Below are 16519 nucleotides of genomic sequence, written 5' to 3'. Positions count from 1 at the left end.
AACGGGGTGGTGCGGTGAGGGGCGGGCCCGCCGGTCAGAGCCGGCGGACGCCCTCGATCACGGCCTGGATCAGCGAGATGTCCGGCGCCTCGGCGAGCTGGACCGGGGCCCGGGTGAGGATCAGCCGGGCCTCCGCCAGGTCGTCCAGCAGCACCTTGACCACGCTCACCGGCAGGTCCATGGTGGCCGCGATCTCGGCCACGGCCAGCGGGCGTTCGCGGCACATGTCGAGGATCGCGGCCGGTTCCGGTGCCAACCGGCTGGTGTCGGTGCGCGGGTCGGCGGTGACCACCAGGGTGATCAGCGCGAAGCCGTCACGGACCGGGCCGGTGCGCCCGTTGGTGATCGCGTAGGGGCGGACCAGATGGCCGGCGTCCTTGTCGTAGAACCAGCCCTCGTCGGCGTCGGCGGTGGTCACGCACCGCCACCCGCGCCGACCTGGCCCGCGTCGCTGCGCGGCGCCGCGGTGAGGTACTGGCCGACCTGCTTGACCAGCATGTTGATCTCGTACGCCATCAGCCCGGCGTCCACCTGCTCGCTGGTGAGGACGGCGAGCCGGGCGCCCTGCCCGGCGGTGGTGACGAACAGGAACAGCTGGTCCATCTCGACCACGGTCTGCCGGACCCGCCCGCCGTTGAAGCGGTGCCCGGCGCCGCGGGCGAGGCTCTGCAGGCCGGAGGCGACGGCGGACAGGTGCTCGGCGTCGGCCCGGTCGAGGCCCTGGGACATGCCGACCAGCAGGCCGTCCTCGGAGAGGACGATGGCGTGCCGGGTCTCGGGTACCCGCGCCACCAGCTGGTCCAGCAGCCAGTTGAGGTCGCGCTGGGTGTCGGTGTGCTGCGTCATCACTGCTGTTCCTTGGCTTCCTGAACGGCGGAGGCTTCCGCAGGGGCTTCCTGAGGGGCGGAAGGGGCGGCCGGGTTGGGGGCAATGGCGGGCGCGTCCGGTTCGGTACCGGCCGCGCGGGCGCTCCGGGTGCCGCGCTGGATGGCGGCCATGGTGGCGCGCGAGCGCGCCGGTGAGGCGTCGTCGGCATCACGGCCGTCGAAGCGGGGGCCGCTCGGGGCGGCGTGCGCCCCGTACGGCCGGGACGGCGACATCGAGGACGCCGGCGACACCGGCGGCATCATCGCGCCGGGAGCGTGGGCCTCGCGGAGCTGCTCGGCGAGGCTGGCGTTGCGGACCCGCTGCGGCAGGACCCGCGGGGTGCGCAGTTCGCCGTCCGGGCCGTGCTCCACGTGGTCCTCCCGCGGGCGTTCGTGGGTGGGCGCCGAGCGATCGGCGGGGACCCCGTCGAAGGCGGCCGCCGGGTCCGCGAACGGTCCGTCCGGAAGACCGGAGGTGCCGGATGCGTGGCCGGAAGCGCCGGAAACCTGGCCTGGAGTACCGGAGGCAGGGCCGGAACCGATGCCGGTGGCGAGGTCCGCCGCGAGCCCGGCGGCGAGCTCCGAGGGTTCCGTCGGAAGGTCGTACGGCCGGGGCAGTGCGGGCCGGGGCACGACCACCGCACCGGGCAGCCCGGGGATCTCGGCGCCCACCGACAGCGCACTGTTGGACGGGGCGGCGCCGTCCTCCCCGTCCTGCCGTCCGAGCAGCTCACCGATGATCACGCCGCCGTCCGGCTCCCCGGGGGCCGCAGCCACGAGCCCCTCGGGAGCAGACGGAACAGACGGAACAGGCGGAGCAGAAGGAACGGACGAAGCGGACGGACCATCGGCCGGACCCGCAGGCCCCCCGCCCAGCAGCCCGCTCAGCACCCCGGCCAGCGCGCCCGACAGCTCCTCGTCGACCTCCCCGAGGTCGCCGTCCGCCGTCGGCTGCTGCTCCGGCACCGGCGTGCGGGTGACCCGTGCACCGGAGGGCAGTCCGGGCACCGCGGCCGGCTGCTCGGCCTGCTCCAGCAGCACCGAGGGCACCAGCACCACGGCCCGGGTGCCGCCGTAGGGCGAGGGCCGCAGGGTGACCTGGATGTCATGCCGGGCGGCCAGCCGCGCGACGACGAACAGGCCGAGCCGCAGGTCGTCCCCGAGCGCGGAGACGTCCAGCTCGGGCGGGTTGGCCAGGTACTCGTTGAGCCGCTCGTACTCGTCCTCGGTCATGCCGAGGCCGCGGTCCTCGACCTCGACCGCCAGGCCCTTGGGGACCTCCTGCGCGGAGACCTGCACCTGGGTGTACGGCGGGGAGAAGGTGGTGCCGTTCTCGATCAGCTCGGCGATCAGGTGGATCACGTCGGCGACGGCCTGCCCGCTGAGCGAGGCCCGGGGCACACCCTGGACGACCACGCGGGCGTAGTTCTCGGTCTCGGAGACGGCGCTGCGCAGCACGTTGACCACGGGCACGGCGTTGCGCCAGCGCCGGGCGGGCAGCGCGCCGCCGAGGATGACCAGGTTCTCGGCGTTGCGCCGCATCCGGGTGGCCAGGTGGTCGACCGCGAACAGTTCGCGCAGCAGCTCGGGTTCCTCGTGCTCGCGCTCCAGGGCGTCGAGCATGCTGATCTGCCGGTGGATCAGGATCTGGGTGCGGCGGGCGATGTTGAGGAAGACCTTCTTCGTCCCCTCCCGGCCCTGGGCCTGGTGGACGATGGCCGCGACGGCGGCCTGCCGGACGGCGGCCAGGCCGTCCGAGGTCTGCTGGACCTCGTCGCCGATCCGCCGGGACGGCGCCCAGGTGGGCGGGGTGGGGACGGTCTCCCCGGCGCGCAGCCGCCCGACCACCTCAGGGATCTCCTGCTGGGCGAGCGCGAGGGTGTCGGTCCGCAGGCCGGCCAGCCGGGCGGACAGCGTCCGGGCGGCCCGGACGCCGCGGATCAGGCTGAACAGCAGCACCACGGCGACGACGGCGGTGCCGGCCACCAGCGCGGTGCGGTGTTCGGCGTCGCGCAGCAGGTAGGCGGCGTAGCCCCAGGCGGCGGCGAGGCCCAGGCTGGGAACCAGCACGAGCGCGAGGAGCGAGCTGCGGAGGGAGCCGGACCGGCCGGCGCGGTGGCCCGTGCGGGGGGCCGATATGCCTGGCATCTGATTCCTTGTCGCAGGGCCGAGTTGCAGGCCGGGTCGCGGGTCCGAACGGCGGGGTCGGCCCGTGCGGCCCGTGCGGCCCGTGCGGCCCGGACGGGCTTCAGGGCACCGAGGCCGGGGTTGCCGGACGGAGTGACGGAATGTCACCGTCCGGGCGGAGTGCAGCCACGGCCGCCGACGGCAGGAAACCTATCAGTCCCAGGTGCCCTGATCGCAACATCAACTGGCGATATGTGAACGGCTGATGGAAGTGCCACCCGCTCCCGGTGGATGCGTTCGTCGACGGAACGCCGCAGTTCAGTGCGGTAACGGCGACGCGGGAACGGCCCTCCGGGAGGCCGGGTGCGCCTCCCGAAGAGCCGTCAGGAACAGGTCAAACAGTCGTCGTGCTGCAGGTTCGCCGCCGTTCGGGCGGCGGTTTCCGGCGGTCTCCGGTGCCCAACGGCGGGCCCCGGAGCCGGTTCCGAACCGGACGACCACTCAGCTCGGCCCGGCTCGGCCGGGCTCGGCTCCGACCCGGTCCGGCTCAGCTCGCCATGGAGATCGGCACCACCCGACCGCCGCGCGGGCGCTGCGCCTTCGCCTCGGCCTCCACCTGGTTGAGCTCCGTCCACGCCCAGCTCGCCAGGTCGGCCAGCTCGGCCGACCACTGCTTGCCGTACGTGCCCGAAGCCACCTGGCCCAGCCGCAGCTTCTGCACGTCCGAGGTGCCGGCCGGGGCGTAGATGTGGGTGGCGTCCCGCAGGTAGCGGATGATGTTGTGCTCCTCCTGGGTGCCGCGCGCGGCGAAGATCTCCATCGCCTGGCGCGCCGAGTCCATGGCGTACTCGGTGTTGACGAGCTTGGCGTTCATCAGCTCGGCGTCGCAGGCCTTGCCGAGGTCGAGCAGGTGCGAGGCGTGGTAGGCGGCCAACTTGGCCGTCATCAGCCGGGACTGCATCTCGCCCAGCTTCAGCGCGACGCTGTTCAGCTGGTTGAGCGGCTTGCCGTACAGCACCCGCTCCTCGGCGTAGCGCACGGTGTCCTCGACGACGGCGACGTGGATGCCGAGCGCGACGGCGCCCAGGTTCAGCCGGCCGTACAGGGTGGAGGAGGAGTAGGCGACGTCGAGGCCCTGGCCCTCCCGGCCCAGCCGGTTGCCCGCCGGGATGCGGCAGTCCTCGAAGACCAGCTCACCGAAGCTGAATCCGTGCAACCCGCCCTGGGTGCCGATCGCCCCGGCGCGGAAGCCGGGTCGGTCGCTCTCGACCAGGAAGGCGGACAGGCCCTTGGTGCCGGTGTCGGTGCGGAGGACCACGCCGTGGACGTCGCCGATGTGCGAGTTGCCGACGAACACCTTGCGGCCGTTGAGTACGTACTCGTTGCCCTCGCGGCGGGCGGTGCCGGACATGCCGAGCACGTGGCCGCCGGACTCCGGCTCGGTGACCGCGATGGTCGGCAGCGACTCCCCGGACGCGAACTTCGTTAGCCACTTGCGCCGTTGGGCGTTCGAGCCGAAGTGGATGACCTTGGCGACGCCGAGCTGGGAGGCCTGTGTCATCGCGCCCATCGCGCCGCTGACCCGGGCCAGCTCCTCCACGATGATGGTCTTGGCGAGGTGTCCCAGCCCGAGGCCGCCGAACTCGCGCGGGATGGTGACGCCTATCCAGCCGCGGCGGGCGATCTCGCGGGAGATTTCGAACTCGACCTCCCGGTCGGCCTCCATTCTGGCCACTTCGGGGCGTACCTCCTTCTCCGCGAACTCACGGACCTCCGCCCGGAGGCTCTCGTGGCGCTCGTCGGTGAAGTAGTCCATCGCCATGCTCTGGTCCTCTCGTTGCGTGGGTGTCGTGCCTCCGTTCGTGCCGTCGATTCCGCTCCGACCGCTCCCCCGTGGATTTCGGGTGGGGGTGTGGAGGTGTGGCGGGGCCGATCGCGTCCTCGCAACCGGGCCAATGCGGACCCCCGGGGCGGGTTTCCCAGAGGGTGGGAACTACCGTCCGTGTCTTCGGCAGGGCTCATTGTCATATGCACACACCGACTCCACAGCTAGTTGATCTTGGATTGGCGGAATCCGGCTCATCTTTTTATCGAGTGGTTTGGTGTGGCGCCGGGAGGGAAGTGATCTTCATCCGCTCCGCCGATCCGTCGCGGGGCCGCTCACATGCTGCTTTGACTGTTCATCAGCAGAGGTGGCGAGCGATCCCGGTAGCACCGCGGCGCCCCGATGTCTGATTACATGTGCGCCATGACTGATGTGATGAGCACTCAAGGCCAGTTCCCGGGTGCTGCCGGGGAGTCCGAGCGGACCCGCAGGCTGCGCAGCCTGGGTCTCAACGAACCCTCCGCGGACGAGGCCTTCGACCGCTTCGCCCACCTGGCAGCCAGCATCACCCGCGCTCCCATCGCGATGGTCAACTTCATCAACGACGAGCGCCAGATGTTCCGGGGGCTCTACATTCCGCCAAACTCGTCCGACGTCGCGTCCGACGAAGGCGCCTCCTGGGCGGATCGGGGCATCGCCTTCGACCTCCCCACCCGTCAGATGCCCTTGAGTCACGGCTTCTGCCCGCACGTCGTCGCCCAGCGCTCGCCCCTCGCACTGGACGACATCCTCGCCTACCCCCGGTTCGCCGGAAACCCGGTCGTGGACGAGCTCGGCGTCCGGGCCTACCTCGGCGCCCCCCTCGTCGACGACACCAACACCGTCATCGGCACCGTCTGCGTCCTCGACCGGGAACCCCGGCAGTGGGGGCGCGAGCGGCTGCGCGACATCCAGCACCTCGCCGAGGCGCTGCTCTCCGAGATCCGGCTGCGCGACAACCTGCTCGCCCAGCAGCAGGAGATGTTCGCCGCCTTCGACGGCTCCCCGTTCCCGATCATGCTGACCGACGGCCCCGGCCAGGAGATCCGCTACGCCAACGCCCAGCACGCCGACACCTTCGGTGCCCCGGTGGCGTACGGGTCGATCGGCACGGCCTACCCGCAGCTCGGCGCGGCCGGCCTCCAGCAGGCCGTCACGGAGGCGTACCACACCGGCCGCGCCACCGTCCTCAACGACGTCCGGGTCCAGTCCGGCCGCCCCGAGGCGCAGCGCATCCAGCAGATCTTCAGCTTCACCTGCACCCCGCTGCGCGGCGTGCGCACCGGCCAGGTCAACGGCGTCCTCACCGTCGGCATGGACGTCACCGCGCAGTCCCGCACCGAGGAGGAACTCGGCACGCTGGCCGCGCTGCTGGTCGACCGGCTCCAGCAGAACGGCGCCGCCACCGCGACCGGCCGCCCCGGCCTCGCCGGCGGGTCCGGACTCGTCCTGCCGAGCTGAGCCGCCGACCCGCCGCCCGCGCGCGGCACCGCGGCCGCGGCCGCCGGCTCCACCTTCCGTACCGTCCACCACCGTGGCGGGGCGCCTCTCACCCCCGAGGAGAGGCTCCCCGCCACGGTGCTGTCCGGGGCATCGCGCAGTGGCGTACGGCCGCGCACCCCATCCCTCCGCCCCCGGGCCGAGCGGGTGAACCGCCCGCCGCACGCGCCCCGGCCGGGCCCGGCCGGGGGCCGCCGATGGTAGGCATGGGCCGCATGGACTGGTTCGCCGCCCCCGACTACTGGCTGAGCCGGCTGCTCGTCCAACGACTGCTCGCCGGCCTCTACCTGATCGGATTCCTCGCCGCCGCCGCGCAGTTCCGCGCGCTCATCGGCGCCGACGGCATGCTGCCGGTGCCCCGCTTCACCGCTCGCGTCCCGTTCCGCCAGGCGCCCAGCCTCTTCCACCTCCACTACAGTGACCGCTTCTTCGCCGCCGTCGCCTGGGGCGGTGCCGCCCTGGCCGCCGCCGTCGCCGCCGGGCTCGGCGACGCCGTCACGCGCTGGGCCTCCGTCCTGCTCTGGGCGGTGCTCTGGATCCTCTACCTCTCCATCGTCAACGTCGGCCAGACCTGGTACTCCTTCGGCTGGGAGTCCCTGCTGCTCGAAGCGGGCTTCCTCGCCGCCTTCCTCGGCAACGCCGACACCGCCCCGCCGACCCTCGTCCTGTGGCTGATGCGCTGGCTGGCCTTCCGGGTCGAGTTCGGCGCCGGACTGATCAAACTGCGCGGCGACACCTGCTGGCGCGACCTGACCTGCCTGCGCTACCACCACGAGACCCAGCCGATGCCCGGACCGCTCAGCTGGTTCTTCCACCACCTGCCCGACCCGCTGCACCGGGTCGAGGTCGCCGCCAACCACGTCGTCCAACTCGTCGTCCCGGTCTGTCTGCTGCTCCCGCAGCCGATCGCGAGCTACGCGGCCTGCGCCGTGGTCGCCACCCAGCTGTGGCTGGTCGCCTCCGGCAACTTCGCCTGGCTCAACTGGCTGACCATCACCCTCGCCCTCGCCGCGGTCGAACCGGCCCGCCTCGGTCTGCCCGTCCACGCCCGCCGCTACCCCGGCACCCCCGTCTGGTACGAGGTGCTGGTCATCGCGCTGACCGTCGCCGTCCTGGTGCTCAGCTACTGGCCGGTGACCAACATGGTCTCCCGCCGCCAGGTGATGAACCGCTCCTTCAACCGGATCCACCTCGTCAACACCTACGGCGCGTTCGGCAGCGTCAACCGGCTGCGCCAGGAGGTCGTGGTCGAGGGCACCGAGGACGCCGTCCTCACCCCGCACACCGTCTGGCGCGAGTACGGCTTCAAGGGCAAACCCGGCGACGTGCGCCGTCTCCCGCGCCAGTACGCCCCCTACCACCTGCGGCTGGACTGGCTGATGTGGTTCGCCGGCATCTCACCCGCCTACGCCCGCCCCTGGTTCCTGCCCTTCGTCGCCCGCCTGCTGGCCGGCGACCGGGCGACCCTGAGGCTGCTGCGCCACAACCCCTTCCCCGACGCCCCGCCGACCCACGTCCGGGCGACCCTCTATCTCTACCGGTTCACCGGATGGCGCGAGCTACGGGAAACCGGCGCGTGGTGGCACCGCACCGCGCTGTACGAGTACCTCGCGCCGGTCGACCGACACGCCCTCGCCCGGGCCGGGTACCGTCCGCCGCTCGGCCGACCGGCCCGCGGCGTCCGCAAGGTCCCGTTGGACGGGCTCCGGCGGCGCCGACCGCCCCGGACGGAGCACCCCGGCCACGGGCCCGGCCACCCGTCCGGACCAGGGGCGGACCACCCGGGCGGCCCTCCCGAGTAGCGGCCAGGCGGGCGGTATGGCATACGACACCGGCCCGTCCGGTGGTGGGTGCGTGCAAGGCTCGAACGGGCACCCGTATTCTGGGCCTCCACAACCGGCGGCCCGACCGCGCGCCCCCGGCCCCGCCCCAGGGGCATCCGCGCACCCGGTCCGTCGCCCCCTCGCCGCCAGCCCCGCCGTCGACGCCCAGAACCGGACCAGACATGACAGTGCTTCACTCGCGCAACGCCGACGCAGCCGACCCGGCGGACGTCGCCGGCGCCGCAGACGTCAAGGACCCCCAGGACGCCGCCGCGGAGACCGACCTCCGCGAGGACCTCGGCCGCTACGCCGAACTCGGGGCCTTCACCCTCAGCGCCGACACCCACGCCTGGTACGCGGCCGTCGACACCGTCGCCACCCCCGAGGACGCCCGCGGCGCCTCCACCGCCCTGGCCGAGCTGCGCGGCCGCGACCTCCAGCAGACCTGGGAAGCCGTCACGGCGCTGGCCGCCGAGGTCAAGCTCGACGAGCCCGACAGCGTCGCCAAGACCGCGCTGCTGGTCGAGCTGCTCCAGCGGGTCCACCGCACCTCCGCCGTCCTCACCTCGGCCGCCTACGACGTCGACCTCACCGCCCTCGCGGCCGCCACTGCCGACAGCAGCTGGCGCCGAGAGAACGGGGTCAAGCTCTCCTGGCTGCGCGGCCGCGCGCTGCGCAAGCAGGCCGCCGCCCTGGCCACCGACCGCCGGGTCCGCCGCGAGGACCTGCACGAGGCCCTCACCTCCGCCGAGATCGAGCGTCGCGCCTGGGCCGCCCTCGCCCCGGCGGGCACCGTCCCGAGCGTGCCCGCCGACGGCTCCCTGGTCGACCGCACCGCCCAGGCCTTCGAGGCCATCAACACCGGCCTGCGCGACCTCGCCCGCCTGCTGCCCGACCACGACCTGGACGGGCTCGCCTTCGCGGACCTGGTCGACCTGGTCGAGCGCCTCGCCGCCGACGAGGGCACCCTCTACCGCCTGCCCACCATCCGCAGCCTGCGCGCCACCCTGGAAGAGGCCGGCCTCGGCGACCTGCTCGCCGAGCTCACCGCCGCCAAGGCCGACCGCCGTGCCGCCGAGGCCGCGTACGCGGCGCGCCAGGCGCTGGCGGGCGGGCAGCGGGACGGGCTGGCGGATTCGGGCGAGCTGGTTGCCGAGGAGCCGCGCGTCGAGGAGCCGGACGTCGACGCCGAGGCTGCTGCGCGTCAGGCGCTGGCCGGTGGGCAGCGGGACGGGCTCGCCGAGGAGGCGCCGGTCTCGGTGACCGCTCCGGTTGAGGCCGAGGTCGTCGCAGCCGAGGTCTCGGCTAAGGTTCCGGCCGAGGCCGACGCTGAGGTTGTCGAGGCGGCTTCGGAATCGGACGTGGACTCCGTCGAGGTCGAGGTCGAGGTCGAGGTCGAGGCGGCTGCGGCGGAGGAGGTGACGGAGGAGGAGGCCCCGGCCGCCGTGGTGTCCCTCCCGGCGCCGTCCCCGGCCGCCGACGACCTGGTGGCCGCCGCGACCGAGGCCCTGGCCGAGGCAGAGCAGGCGGAGGAGCCTGCCGCTGAGGTCGAGGCTGCTGTCGAGGTTCCCGCCGTTGAGGTTGAGGAGCCTGTCGAGGCTTTGATCGCCGAGCCCGAGGTGGTCGAGGTTGAGGAGTCGGTCGCTGAGGTCGAGGTTGCCGTCGAGGCGCCCGCCGTCGAGGTCGAAGACGCTGCTGCCGAGGTTGAGGAGCCTGTCGAGGCTTTGATCGCCGAGGCTGAGGCCGAGGCCGTTGTCGTCGAGCTCGAAGAGGCAGCAGCCGTTGAGCCGGTGGCCGAGGCAGAGACTGCCGAGGAGTCGGCCGTCGAGGTCGTCGCTGAGCCCGAGCCCGAGGTCGTCGCTGAGCCCGAGCCCGAGCTCGTTGCTGAGCCCGAGCCCGAGCTCGTTGCTGAGCCCGAGCCCGAGCCCGAGGTCGTTGAGGTGGAGGAGCCGATCGCCGAGGTCGAGGTCGCCGTCGAGCCCGAGGCCGTCGAGGAAGCCCCGGCCGTCGAGCCCGAGCCCGCTGCCGCTGAGCCCGCTGAGGCCCCCGTCGGCCGTCCCGAGAAGCCGGACTTCACCCCCGGCCGCCCCGTGACCGCCTACTCGGCCGACGAGTTGCTCGCCGTCGTCCGGTGGATCGACGGCGACGGTACCGAGCGGACCGACGAGGAGCTGCTCCGGGCCGCCATGAGGGAGCTGGGCTTCGCCCGCCTCGGTCCCCGCATCAAGGAGGCGTTGGGCGCCGCCGTCGCCGCCGTCGCGCGCGGCTGACGCCTCAGCACCCGACAGCAGGGCCCGGGACGCCCCAAGCGTCCCGGGCCCTGTGTCGTATCCGTCCGTATCCGCAGCCGTCAGCCGGCCTTGTTCCACGGCTGGCTGGACATCAGTGCCTTCACGTTGGCCACGTACTTCGGGTTCGGGATGTCCAGACTGCCGACGACCTCGCCCGTGGTCGGGTCGGTGACGGTGTTGTAGTGCACGTTGCCCGCGCCCGCGTTGTACGCCGAGACGACCAGGTCGAGCAGCGGCGTCTTGCCGGTGGCCGGGTCGGGGGAGAGGTCGTACTTGCCGCCGAAGGAGGAGTCGCCGTAGTAGGCGACCAGCCAGTCGAGCAGCTGGGTGCCGAGCTGGACGTTGCCGGCCAGGGTCTTGGGGTCGGAGGTGGTGCCGAACTTGCCGTTCATCCAGTTGACGGTGTTCGGCATGACCTGCATGGTGCCGATCCCGCCGTCGCAGGCGAGGATGCCGGACTGCCAGCCGCTCTCCTGCCAGGCGACGGCCTTGACCAGGTTGACCGGCAGCGGCGGGAGCTTGTCGGTGCCGCCCGAGCTGAGGGTGAGCACCCGGGACTGGCCGCCTGCCGCCGTGAGCGCGGCGCCGACGGCCTTCTTGGGCTCGTCCGGCTGGGGCTTGCTGGGCTGGCAGCCGCTCTGCAACGGCGGCACGTGCGGGGCCGGCGGTGCGGGCGGCGGCGGGAGCGCGACCGCGCCGGGCTTGGCGGTCGGCACCGGGGCGGCGATGACGGGCTTGGCGACCGGCGGCTGGGTGGCGGGCGCGGCGGCCGCGTTGCTGGTGGCCGCCTTGGCGTTGCCCGCCGGGCTGCTCGGTGCGGCCTTCGCCGTCTTGCCCGCGCTGGCACTGGCAGCGGCGCTCGGGCTGCGCGAGGCGCTGGGGCCGGCCGACGCCGAGTCGGTCGGCGTCGGGGTGGCGCTCGCGGACGGGCTCGCGCTCGGTGTCTCGCTCGACGAGGCGGTGGCCGCCGCGGGCGTACCGCTTGCGGCCGCGTTCTGGTGGTCGTCGGCCTGCTTGGTGCCGCAACCCGCCAGGAAGGCGGTGGAGACGGCCGTGGCGGACACCAGGATCAGTGTCCGCCGGGCGGTGCTCAGCGTCATGCGTGGTCCCCCCACTTGTCGCCGGTGATCCCGGCGAGTGCCGGTCATCCTACGGTGTGCTCATCGAGCCTTGTACGAACGCGTGCTCGATCGCCTGCCGCAGCACGGTCGGAGCGGTCACCAGGGAGGGTCCGTACCAGGTGAGGTGCCGTCCGCTGACCAGGGCGGCCGGGACGTTCGGGAACGCCTCCGGGCCGTCCTCGCCGGTGAAGCGGTACGGCTCGTCCGGCAGTACCACCAACTCGGGTCGGCTCGCCAGGAGTTCGGGCAGCGGTACGGCCGGGTAGCGCTCGGGGTGGTCGGCGTGGACCAGCTGCAGGCCGAGGCGGCGCAGCAGGTCCCCGGCGAAGGTGTCGCGGCCCAGCACCATCCACGGGCGGCGCCAGATCGGCACGATGGCCCGCGGGCCGTCCGCCGCGGGCCGCACGTCGCACCAGGCCGCTTCGGCCTCGTCCAGCCAGGCCGGGCGGGGCAGTCGGCAGGCGGCGGTGAGTAGTCGGTCCAGCGAGCGGAACGCGTCGTCCAGGGTGCGGATGTCGGTGACCCAGACCGGCACCCCGGCGGCCCGCAGCGCATCCAGGTCGGGGCGCCGGTTCTCCTCGTCATTGGCGAGGACGAGGTCCGGTTCGAGCGCGAGGATGCCCGGCACGTCCGGGTTCTTGGTGCCGCCGATCCGGGTGACGGTCAGGTCGGCGGGGTGGTTGCACCAGTCGGTCGCGCCGACCAGCAGGCCGGATGCGGTGACGGCGACCGCCTCGGTGAGCGACGGCACCAGTGAGACCACCCGTCGCGGCGGGTGCGGCCCGAGCCGTACGGGCAGGTCGAGGTCGTCGCGCAGCACGGTGGGTTCGGCCATCCGGCCACCCTACGTGCCGGGCCATCGGGCGGGGCCGGCCGACAGTCCGGAAATCGCCGGGAACCCGCCGCGGGTACGACCCGACTACCTGGTCCGGGCCCGCAGCTTCGGGCCCTCAGCACGATCACCGACCAGGAGAGTTGTCATGCGTCCTCGCGTTGTCTGCGGTATCGCGGCCGTCGTCGCCCTGTTCGCCACGGCCTGCGGAAGCGGCGGCGGACAGAGTGCCTCCGTCACCGCCCAGGCCGCCCCGGCCGGGGGCTACCCCGTCAAGGTCGCCGACTGCATGGGCAAGGAGACCACTGTCGCCAAGGCCCCGGCGAAGATCGTCACCAGCAACGCGTCGAGCCTGGAGATGCTGCTCCAACTCGGCGCCGGCGACCGGGTGATCGGCACCGGTTTCCCGCCCGGCAAGGGCACTCTGCCTGCGGACGTCGCCGAGCAGGGCGCCAAGGTGCCTGTGCTCGGCGACAAGGTCATCGCGAAGGAGAAGCTGCTCGGCTCAGGCGCCGACCTGTACGTCGACACCTTCAGCGCGATGCCGATGATGGGCGGCGGCGCCACCGGGCCCAGCGAGGAGGAGTTCGCGGCGGCCGGCATCCAGCACGTCTACCTGCTGTCCACCGCCTGCGCCGGCACCCCGAAGGCCGCCAAGGCGCCGCGCACCGACCTCGCCGAGGTCGAGAACGACATCCGCCGTCTGGGCGCCGTCACCGGCACCGCGGCCCGCGCCGAGGAACTCGTCACCGGGATGGAGAAGCGGATCGGCGAGGTCCGCACCGCGCTCGCCGGCGTTCCGGACGACAAGCGGCCCAGCTACTTCGTCTTCGACTTCGACGCCGGCACCAAGCAGCCGACGGCCGTCTGTGGACGGCAGATCGCCAACGCCGTGATCACCCAGGCGGGGGCCCGCAACGTGTTCGCCGACTGCGACGCTGACTTCAAGCCCGGCTCCTGGGAGGACGTCGTCGCCAAGAACCCGGACTGGATCCAGCTGGCCGTGCGCAACCGGGGCAGCGAGGAGGCCACCCGCAAGGCCTTCGACGACGCCGAGGCGTTCCTGAGGAGCTTCCCGGCGACCCAGGGCCTGAAGGCCGTCCAGGAGGGGCACTTCGTGCGGCTGGGCTCCGAGGTGACCACCATCGCCGGGGTGCGCAATGCCGACGCCGTCCGGCAGATCGCCGTCACCGTCCACCCCGACCTCGTCAAGAACGGCCAGTAGAACATGACTTCGGCCGCTCGTGCCGATGCCGCCGACGTCCGCCTCCCGGCCCGCGCCCTGCGGGCCGGGCCGCTGGCCGCCGTACTCGCCGTCGCCCTGCTGCTCGCGCTGACCGCCGCCGTCTCGCTCGGCTCGGTGGACCTCCCGCCCGGCGAGGTCTGGTCGGTGGTCGCCCACCACCTCACCGGACGGGCCCCCGAGCCCGGCACCCGCGACCTCATCGTCTGGCAACTGCGCGTCCCCCGCGCCCTGCTGGCGGCCGTGGTGGGCGCCGGGCTCGGCCTGGTCGGCACCGCCGTGCAGGCCCTGGTCCGCAACCCGCTCGCCGACCCCTACCTGCTCGGCATCTCCTCCGGCGCCTCGCTCGGGGCGGTCGCCACCATCGTCCTGGGCGCCGCCTTCGGACTCGAACTCTCCTTCGGCAGCGCGCTCGGCCTCACCGTCTCCGTGGCGGCGTTCGCCGGCGCGCTCGCCGCGTTCTCCCTGGTCTGGCTGATGGCCCGGCGCGGCGGCGGCTTCTCCCCGCTGCGCCTAGTGCTGGCCGGCATCGGCATCGCCCAGTTCCTCGGCGGCATCACCAGCTACCTCGTCCTGCAGACCCGCGACGAGCAGCAGACCCGGGGCGTGCTGTTCTGGCTCATGGGCAGCCTCGGCGGCGCAGTCTGGGCCCAACTCGCCGTTCCCGTCGTCGCGGTGGCGCTCGGACTCGTCCTGCTCCAGGCCCGCGCCCGGGGCCTGAACGCCATGCTGATGGGCGACGAGACGGCCGCCGGACTCGGCGTGGACGTCGCCCGGCTGCGCCGCGAGGTGTTCGTCGTCACCAGCGTGCTCACCGGGGTGCTGGTCGCCGTCTCCGGTGCGATCGGCTTCGTCGGACTGATGGTGCCGCACGTCTGCCGACTACTGGTCGGCGGCGACCACCGGCGCCTGCTGCCGCTGTCCGCGCTCACCGGGGCGGTGCTCCTCGTCGTGGTCGATACCGTGGCCCGCACCGCCCTGAACGACCAGGAACTGCCGATCGGCGTGGTCACCGCCGTCCTCGGCGCCCCCACCCTGCTCTACCTGCTGGACCGACGACTGGAGCGCAATTGAGGATCGCCGTCGAGGACTTGAGCGTCGCCCTGGCCGGCCGGACGGTGGTGGCCGGGGTCCACCTGGTCGCCGAGGAGGGGGAGATCGCCGGGCTGGTCGGGCCCAACGGCAGCGGCAAGTCCAGCCTGCTGCGCACCGTCTACCGGCACCTGCGGCCGAGTGCCGGGCGGGTGCTGCTGGCCGGGCGGGACCTGGCGGAGCTGCGGCCCGCGCAGTCCGCCCGGCACATCGGGGCGCTGCCCCAGGAGCGCGGCGGGGACTTCGAGCTGAGCGTGCGCGAGGTGGTCGCGATGGGCCGCACCCCGTACAAGCGGGCCTTCGCGGCCGACGACGCCGAGGACCACCGGATCACCGCCGAGGCCCTGGCCCGGGTCGGCATGGCCGAGGCGGCCGACCGCCGGTTCGCCCAACTGTCCGGCGGTGAACGGCAGCGGGTACTGCTCGCCCGCGCGCTCGCCCAGCAGCCGGCCGTCCTGGTCCTGGACGAGCCGACCAACCACCTGGACGTCCGGCATCAGGTTGAACTCCTCGCCCTGTTGCGGGAACAGCGCCGCACCACCCTGGTCGCGCTGCACGACCTCAACGCCGCCGCCTCGGTCTGCGACCGGCTGCACGTGCTGCACCGGGGCGCCCTGGTGGCCTCGGGGGCGCCGCGCGAGGTGCTGACCGCTGACCTGCTGGCCGAGGTCTTCGGCGTGCGGGCCGCGGTGGTCGAGCACCCGCTCACCGGCGACCCGCTGATCGCCTTCGACCACCGCGCTCCGGCCGGCGTCTCCGTACCCCAGCGGCTCGGGTCTCGGCAGCTCGGGTCTCAGTAGCCTTCGTAGTGGCTCGGCCGGCCCTCGCGCATGACCGGCCGGCCGAGCCGGGCCGCCTCCTCGTTGCGCAGCAACTCCCAGGTGCCGTCAGGTCGGTGGAGCACCGCCGAGTGCCAGGGCGTCATCCAGGCGTCGGCCGCCTCCAGCAACCGGATGCCGAACTTCAGCACCCCGGCCGGCTGCGGGTGGATGGAGAGCCGCACCGACCGGGGGTGCTGCTCGGCGATCAACTCGCCCCAGGCGCGGCTGCGCTGGATCACCCCGTACGCGCGGCGGCGGCACTCCCGCTGCAGGGCCGACTTGGTGCCGGGGAAGCCCACGGCGTCCTCGGTGAGGAATCGGGTGATGCCGCGGTAGAGCCGCAGGGTCTCCTCCTCGGTCATCACCTGTTCGCGCAACTCCTGGACACTGGGCGCGTATTGTGCGTGCACCCGGGCCCGCTTCCGGTCGTACGGAAGGTCGCCCAGCACCGCTCGCAGGTCGAAGGTGTCGAGGTGGCGGAGGCCCTCGCGCTCGATCATCGCGGTCAACTCGTCCGAGTACTCGTCGATGTGCTCGTCCGGGACGTTGATCAGGTCGCCGAAGATGTGCCCGTCCGAGCAGATCAGGATCCGCGCGCCGGGCGGGTGGATCCGGCCGATCTCGGCGCAGAGCCCGTCCAGGAAGGTCAGCGACAGCCGCTCGCCCTCGTCGGGCAGGTGGCTGAGCACCTTCGCCGGGTTCGGCGACTTGCACGGGAAACCCGGCAGGGTGAAGACGATCGGCTCACCGGCGGCGATGAAGTCCGCCAACTGCGCGAACTGGAACGGGAAGTGTTCGGGCCTGGCGTCGAACTCCGGATCGGAGGCGCGGCGGTGCGGCAGCAGCAGGCCGAGTATGCGCGCGGCGAGCTGCGCCGTCGACCGCTGCTCGGGGGCGCTGGTGACGACGGGGACGGTGCCGACGGGCGGCATGATGGGT

General features: G+C 73.1%; 13 protein-coding genes. 6 read left to right on the top strand and 7 right to left on the bottom strand.

The annotated features are described in order from the left end of the window. Positions 1 to 34: 34 nt before the first annotated feature. The 4 genes from ABZW30_RS09725 to ABZW30_RS09710 form a co-directional block, all read right to left on the bottom strand. The gene (locus ABZW30_RS09725) at positions 35 to 418 is read right to left on the bottom strand and encodes a DUF742 domain-containing protein (protein ID WP_355670498.1); all 384 of its coding nucleotides are present in this window, start codon (positions 416 to 418) and stop codon (positions 35 to 37) included. After that, the gene (locus ABZW30_RS09720; protein WP_355670497.1) at positions 415 to 846 is read right to left on the bottom strand and encodes a roadblock/LC7 domain-containing protein; all 432 of its coding nucleotides are present in this window, start codon (positions 844 to 846) and stop codon (positions 415 to 417) included. Before ABZW30_RS09720 ends, ABZW30_RS09725 begins: the two co-directional genes overlap by 4 nt. Then, entirely contained in the window at positions 846 to 2936 is a 2091-nt protein-coding gene (locus ABZW30_RS09715; RefSeq protein ID WP_355670496.1) for an ATP-binding protein, read from the bottom strand. The genes ABZW30_RS09720 and ABZW30_RS09715 overlap by 1 nt, the downstream gene beginning before the upstream one ends. A 604-nt stretch (positions 2937 to 3540) precedes the next feature. After that, positions 3541 to 4809: an acyl-CoA dehydrogenase family protein gene (locus ABZW30_RS09710; protein ID WP_355670548.1), complete on the bottom strand. Its 1269-nt coding sequence runs from the start codon at positions 4807 to 4809 to the stop codon at positions 3541 to 3543. Positions 4810 to 5241: 432 nt separating this feature from the next. On the opposite strand from ABZW30_RS09710, the gene ABZW30_RS09705 reads away from it, so the two are divergent. The 3 genes from ABZW30_RS09705 (at position 5242) to ABZW30_RS09695 (ending at position 10450) form a co-directional block, all read left to right on the top strand. Beyond that, positions 5242 to 6318: a GAF domain-containing protein gene (locus ABZW30_RS09705; RefSeq protein WP_355670495.1), complete on the top strand. Its 1077-nt coding sequence runs from the start codon at positions 5242 to 5244 to the stop codon at positions 6316 to 6318. A 254-nt stretch (positions 6319 to 6572) separates the two neighbouring features. Beyond that, a complete protein-coding gene (locus tag ABZW30_RS09700) occupies positions 6573 to 8159 on the top strand; it encodes a lipase maturation factor family protein (protein WP_355670547.1) in 1587 nt (528 codons plus the stop codon). 203 nt (positions 8160 to 8362) lie between these two features. Continuing rightward, positions 8363 to 10450: a hypothetical protein gene (locus tag ABZW30_RS09695; RefSeq protein ID WP_355670494.1), complete on the top strand. Its 2088-nt coding sequence runs from the start codon at positions 8363 to 8365 to the stop codon at positions 10448 to 10450. 80 nt (positions 10451 to 10530) lie between these two features. Here the strand turns inward: ABZW30_RS09695 and ABZW30_RS09690 are convergent, their stop codons facing one another. Both ABZW30_RS09690 and ABZW30_RS09685 read right to left on the bottom strand, forming a co-directional pair. After that, on the bottom strand, positions 10531 to 11571 hold the full coding sequence (locus tag ABZW30_RS09690) for a transglycosylase SLT domain-containing protein (protein WP_355670493.1): 1041 nt from the start codon (positions 11569 to 11571) through the stop codon (positions 10531 to 10533). 49 nt (positions 11572 to 11620) lie between these two features. Continuing rightward, on the bottom strand, positions 11621 to 12427 hold the full coding sequence (locus ABZW30_RS09685) for a helical backbone metal receptor (RefSeq protein WP_355670492.1): 807 nt from the start codon (positions 12425 to 12427) through the stop codon (positions 11621 to 11623). Between the two features lie 145 nt (positions 12428 to 12572). Between ABZW30_RS09685 and ABZW30_RS09680 the strand changes: the two genes are divergently transcribed. Genes ABZW30_RS09680 through ABZW30_RS09670 form a run of 3 tightly spaced genes read left to right on the top strand, consistent with a single transcriptional unit; the run spans position 12573 to position 15559 of the window. Then, positions 12573 to 13649 (top strand): ABC transporter substrate-binding protein, encoded by a 1077-nt coding sequence (locus ABZW30_RS09680; RefSeq protein ID WP_355670491.1) that lies wholly within the window; start codon positions 12573 to 12575, stop codon positions 13647 to 13649. Positions 13650 to 13652: 3 nt separating this feature from the next. Next, positions 13653 to 14741 (top strand): iron ABC transporter permease, encoded by a 1089-nt coding sequence (locus tag ABZW30_RS09675; RefSeq protein ID WP_355670490.1) that lies wholly within the window; start codon positions 13653 to 13655, stop codon positions 14739 to 14741. After that, complete coding sequence (locus tag ABZW30_RS09670) at positions 14738 to 15559, top strand: ABC transporter ATP-binding protein (RefSeq protein ID WP_355670489.1); 822 nt, start codon at positions 14738 to 14740, stop codon at positions 15557 to 15559. The genes ABZW30_RS09675 and ABZW30_RS09670 overlap by 4 nt, the downstream gene beginning before the upstream one ends. Here the strand turns inward: ABZW30_RS09670 and ABZW30_RS09665 are convergent. Further along, on the bottom strand, positions 15553 to 16512 hold the full coding sequence (locus ABZW30_RS09665) for an isocyanide synthase family protein (protein ID WP_355670488.1): 960 nt from the start codon (positions 16510 to 16512) through the stop codon (positions 15553 to 15555). The genes ABZW30_RS09670 and ABZW30_RS09665 overlap by 7 nt on opposite strands. Positions 16513 to 16519: the final 7 nt, after the last annotated feature.

The organism is Kitasatospora sp. NPDC004669 (assembly GCF_040609455.1).
Classification (GTDB): Bacteria; Actinomycetota; Actinomycetes; order Streptomycetales; family Streptomycetaceae; genus Kitasatospora.
The sequence above is the reverse complement of the archived record's forward strand: the minus strand, read 5'-3'. Positions and strand labels throughout refer to the sequence as shown.

Excerpts from the sequence above, each read along its gene's own strand:
- ABZW30_RS09720 (WP_355670497.1), bottom strand. The coding sequence starts at position 846 with ATGACGCAGCACACCGACACCCAGCGCGACCTCAACTGGCTGCTGGAC.
- ABZW30_RS09710 (WP_355670548.1), bottom strand. The coding sequence starts at position 4,809 with ATGGACTACTTCACCGACGAGCGCCACGAGAGCCTCCGGGCGGAGGTC.
- ABZW30_RS09705 (WP_355670495.1), top strand. The coding sequence starts at position 5,242 with ATGACTGATGTGATGAGCACTCAAGGCCAGTTCCCGGGTGCTGCCGGG.
- ABZW30_RS09700 (WP_355670547.1), top strand. The coding sequence starts at position 6,573 with ATGGACTGGTTCGCCGCCCCCGACTACTGGCTGAGCCGGCTGCTCGTC.
- ABZW30_RS09695 (WP_355670494.1), top strand. The coding sequence starts at position 8,363 with ATGACAGTGCTTCACTCGCGCAACGCCGACGCAGCCGACCCGGCGGAC.
- ABZW30_RS09690 (WP_355670493.1), bottom strand. The coding sequence starts at position 11,571 with ATGACGCTGAGCACCGCCCGGCGGACACTGATCCTGGTGTCCGCCACG.
- ABZW30_RS09685 (WP_355670492.1), bottom strand. The coding sequence starts at position 12,427 with ATGGCCGAACCCACCGTGCTGCGCGACGACCTCGACCTGCCCGTACGG.
- ABZW30_RS09680 (WP_355670491.1), top strand. The coding sequence starts at position 12,573 with ATGCGTCCTCGCGTTGTCTGCGGTATCGCGGCCGTCGTCGCCCTGTTC.
- ABZW30_RS09675 (WP_355670490.1), top strand. The coding sequence starts at position 13,653 with ATGACTTCGGCCGCTCGTGCCGATGCCGCCGACGTCCGCCTCCCGGCC.
- ABZW30_RS09665 (WP_355670488.1), bottom strand. The coding sequence starts at position 16,512 with ATGCCGCCCGTCGGCACCGTCCCCGTCGTCACCAGCGCCCCCGAGCAG.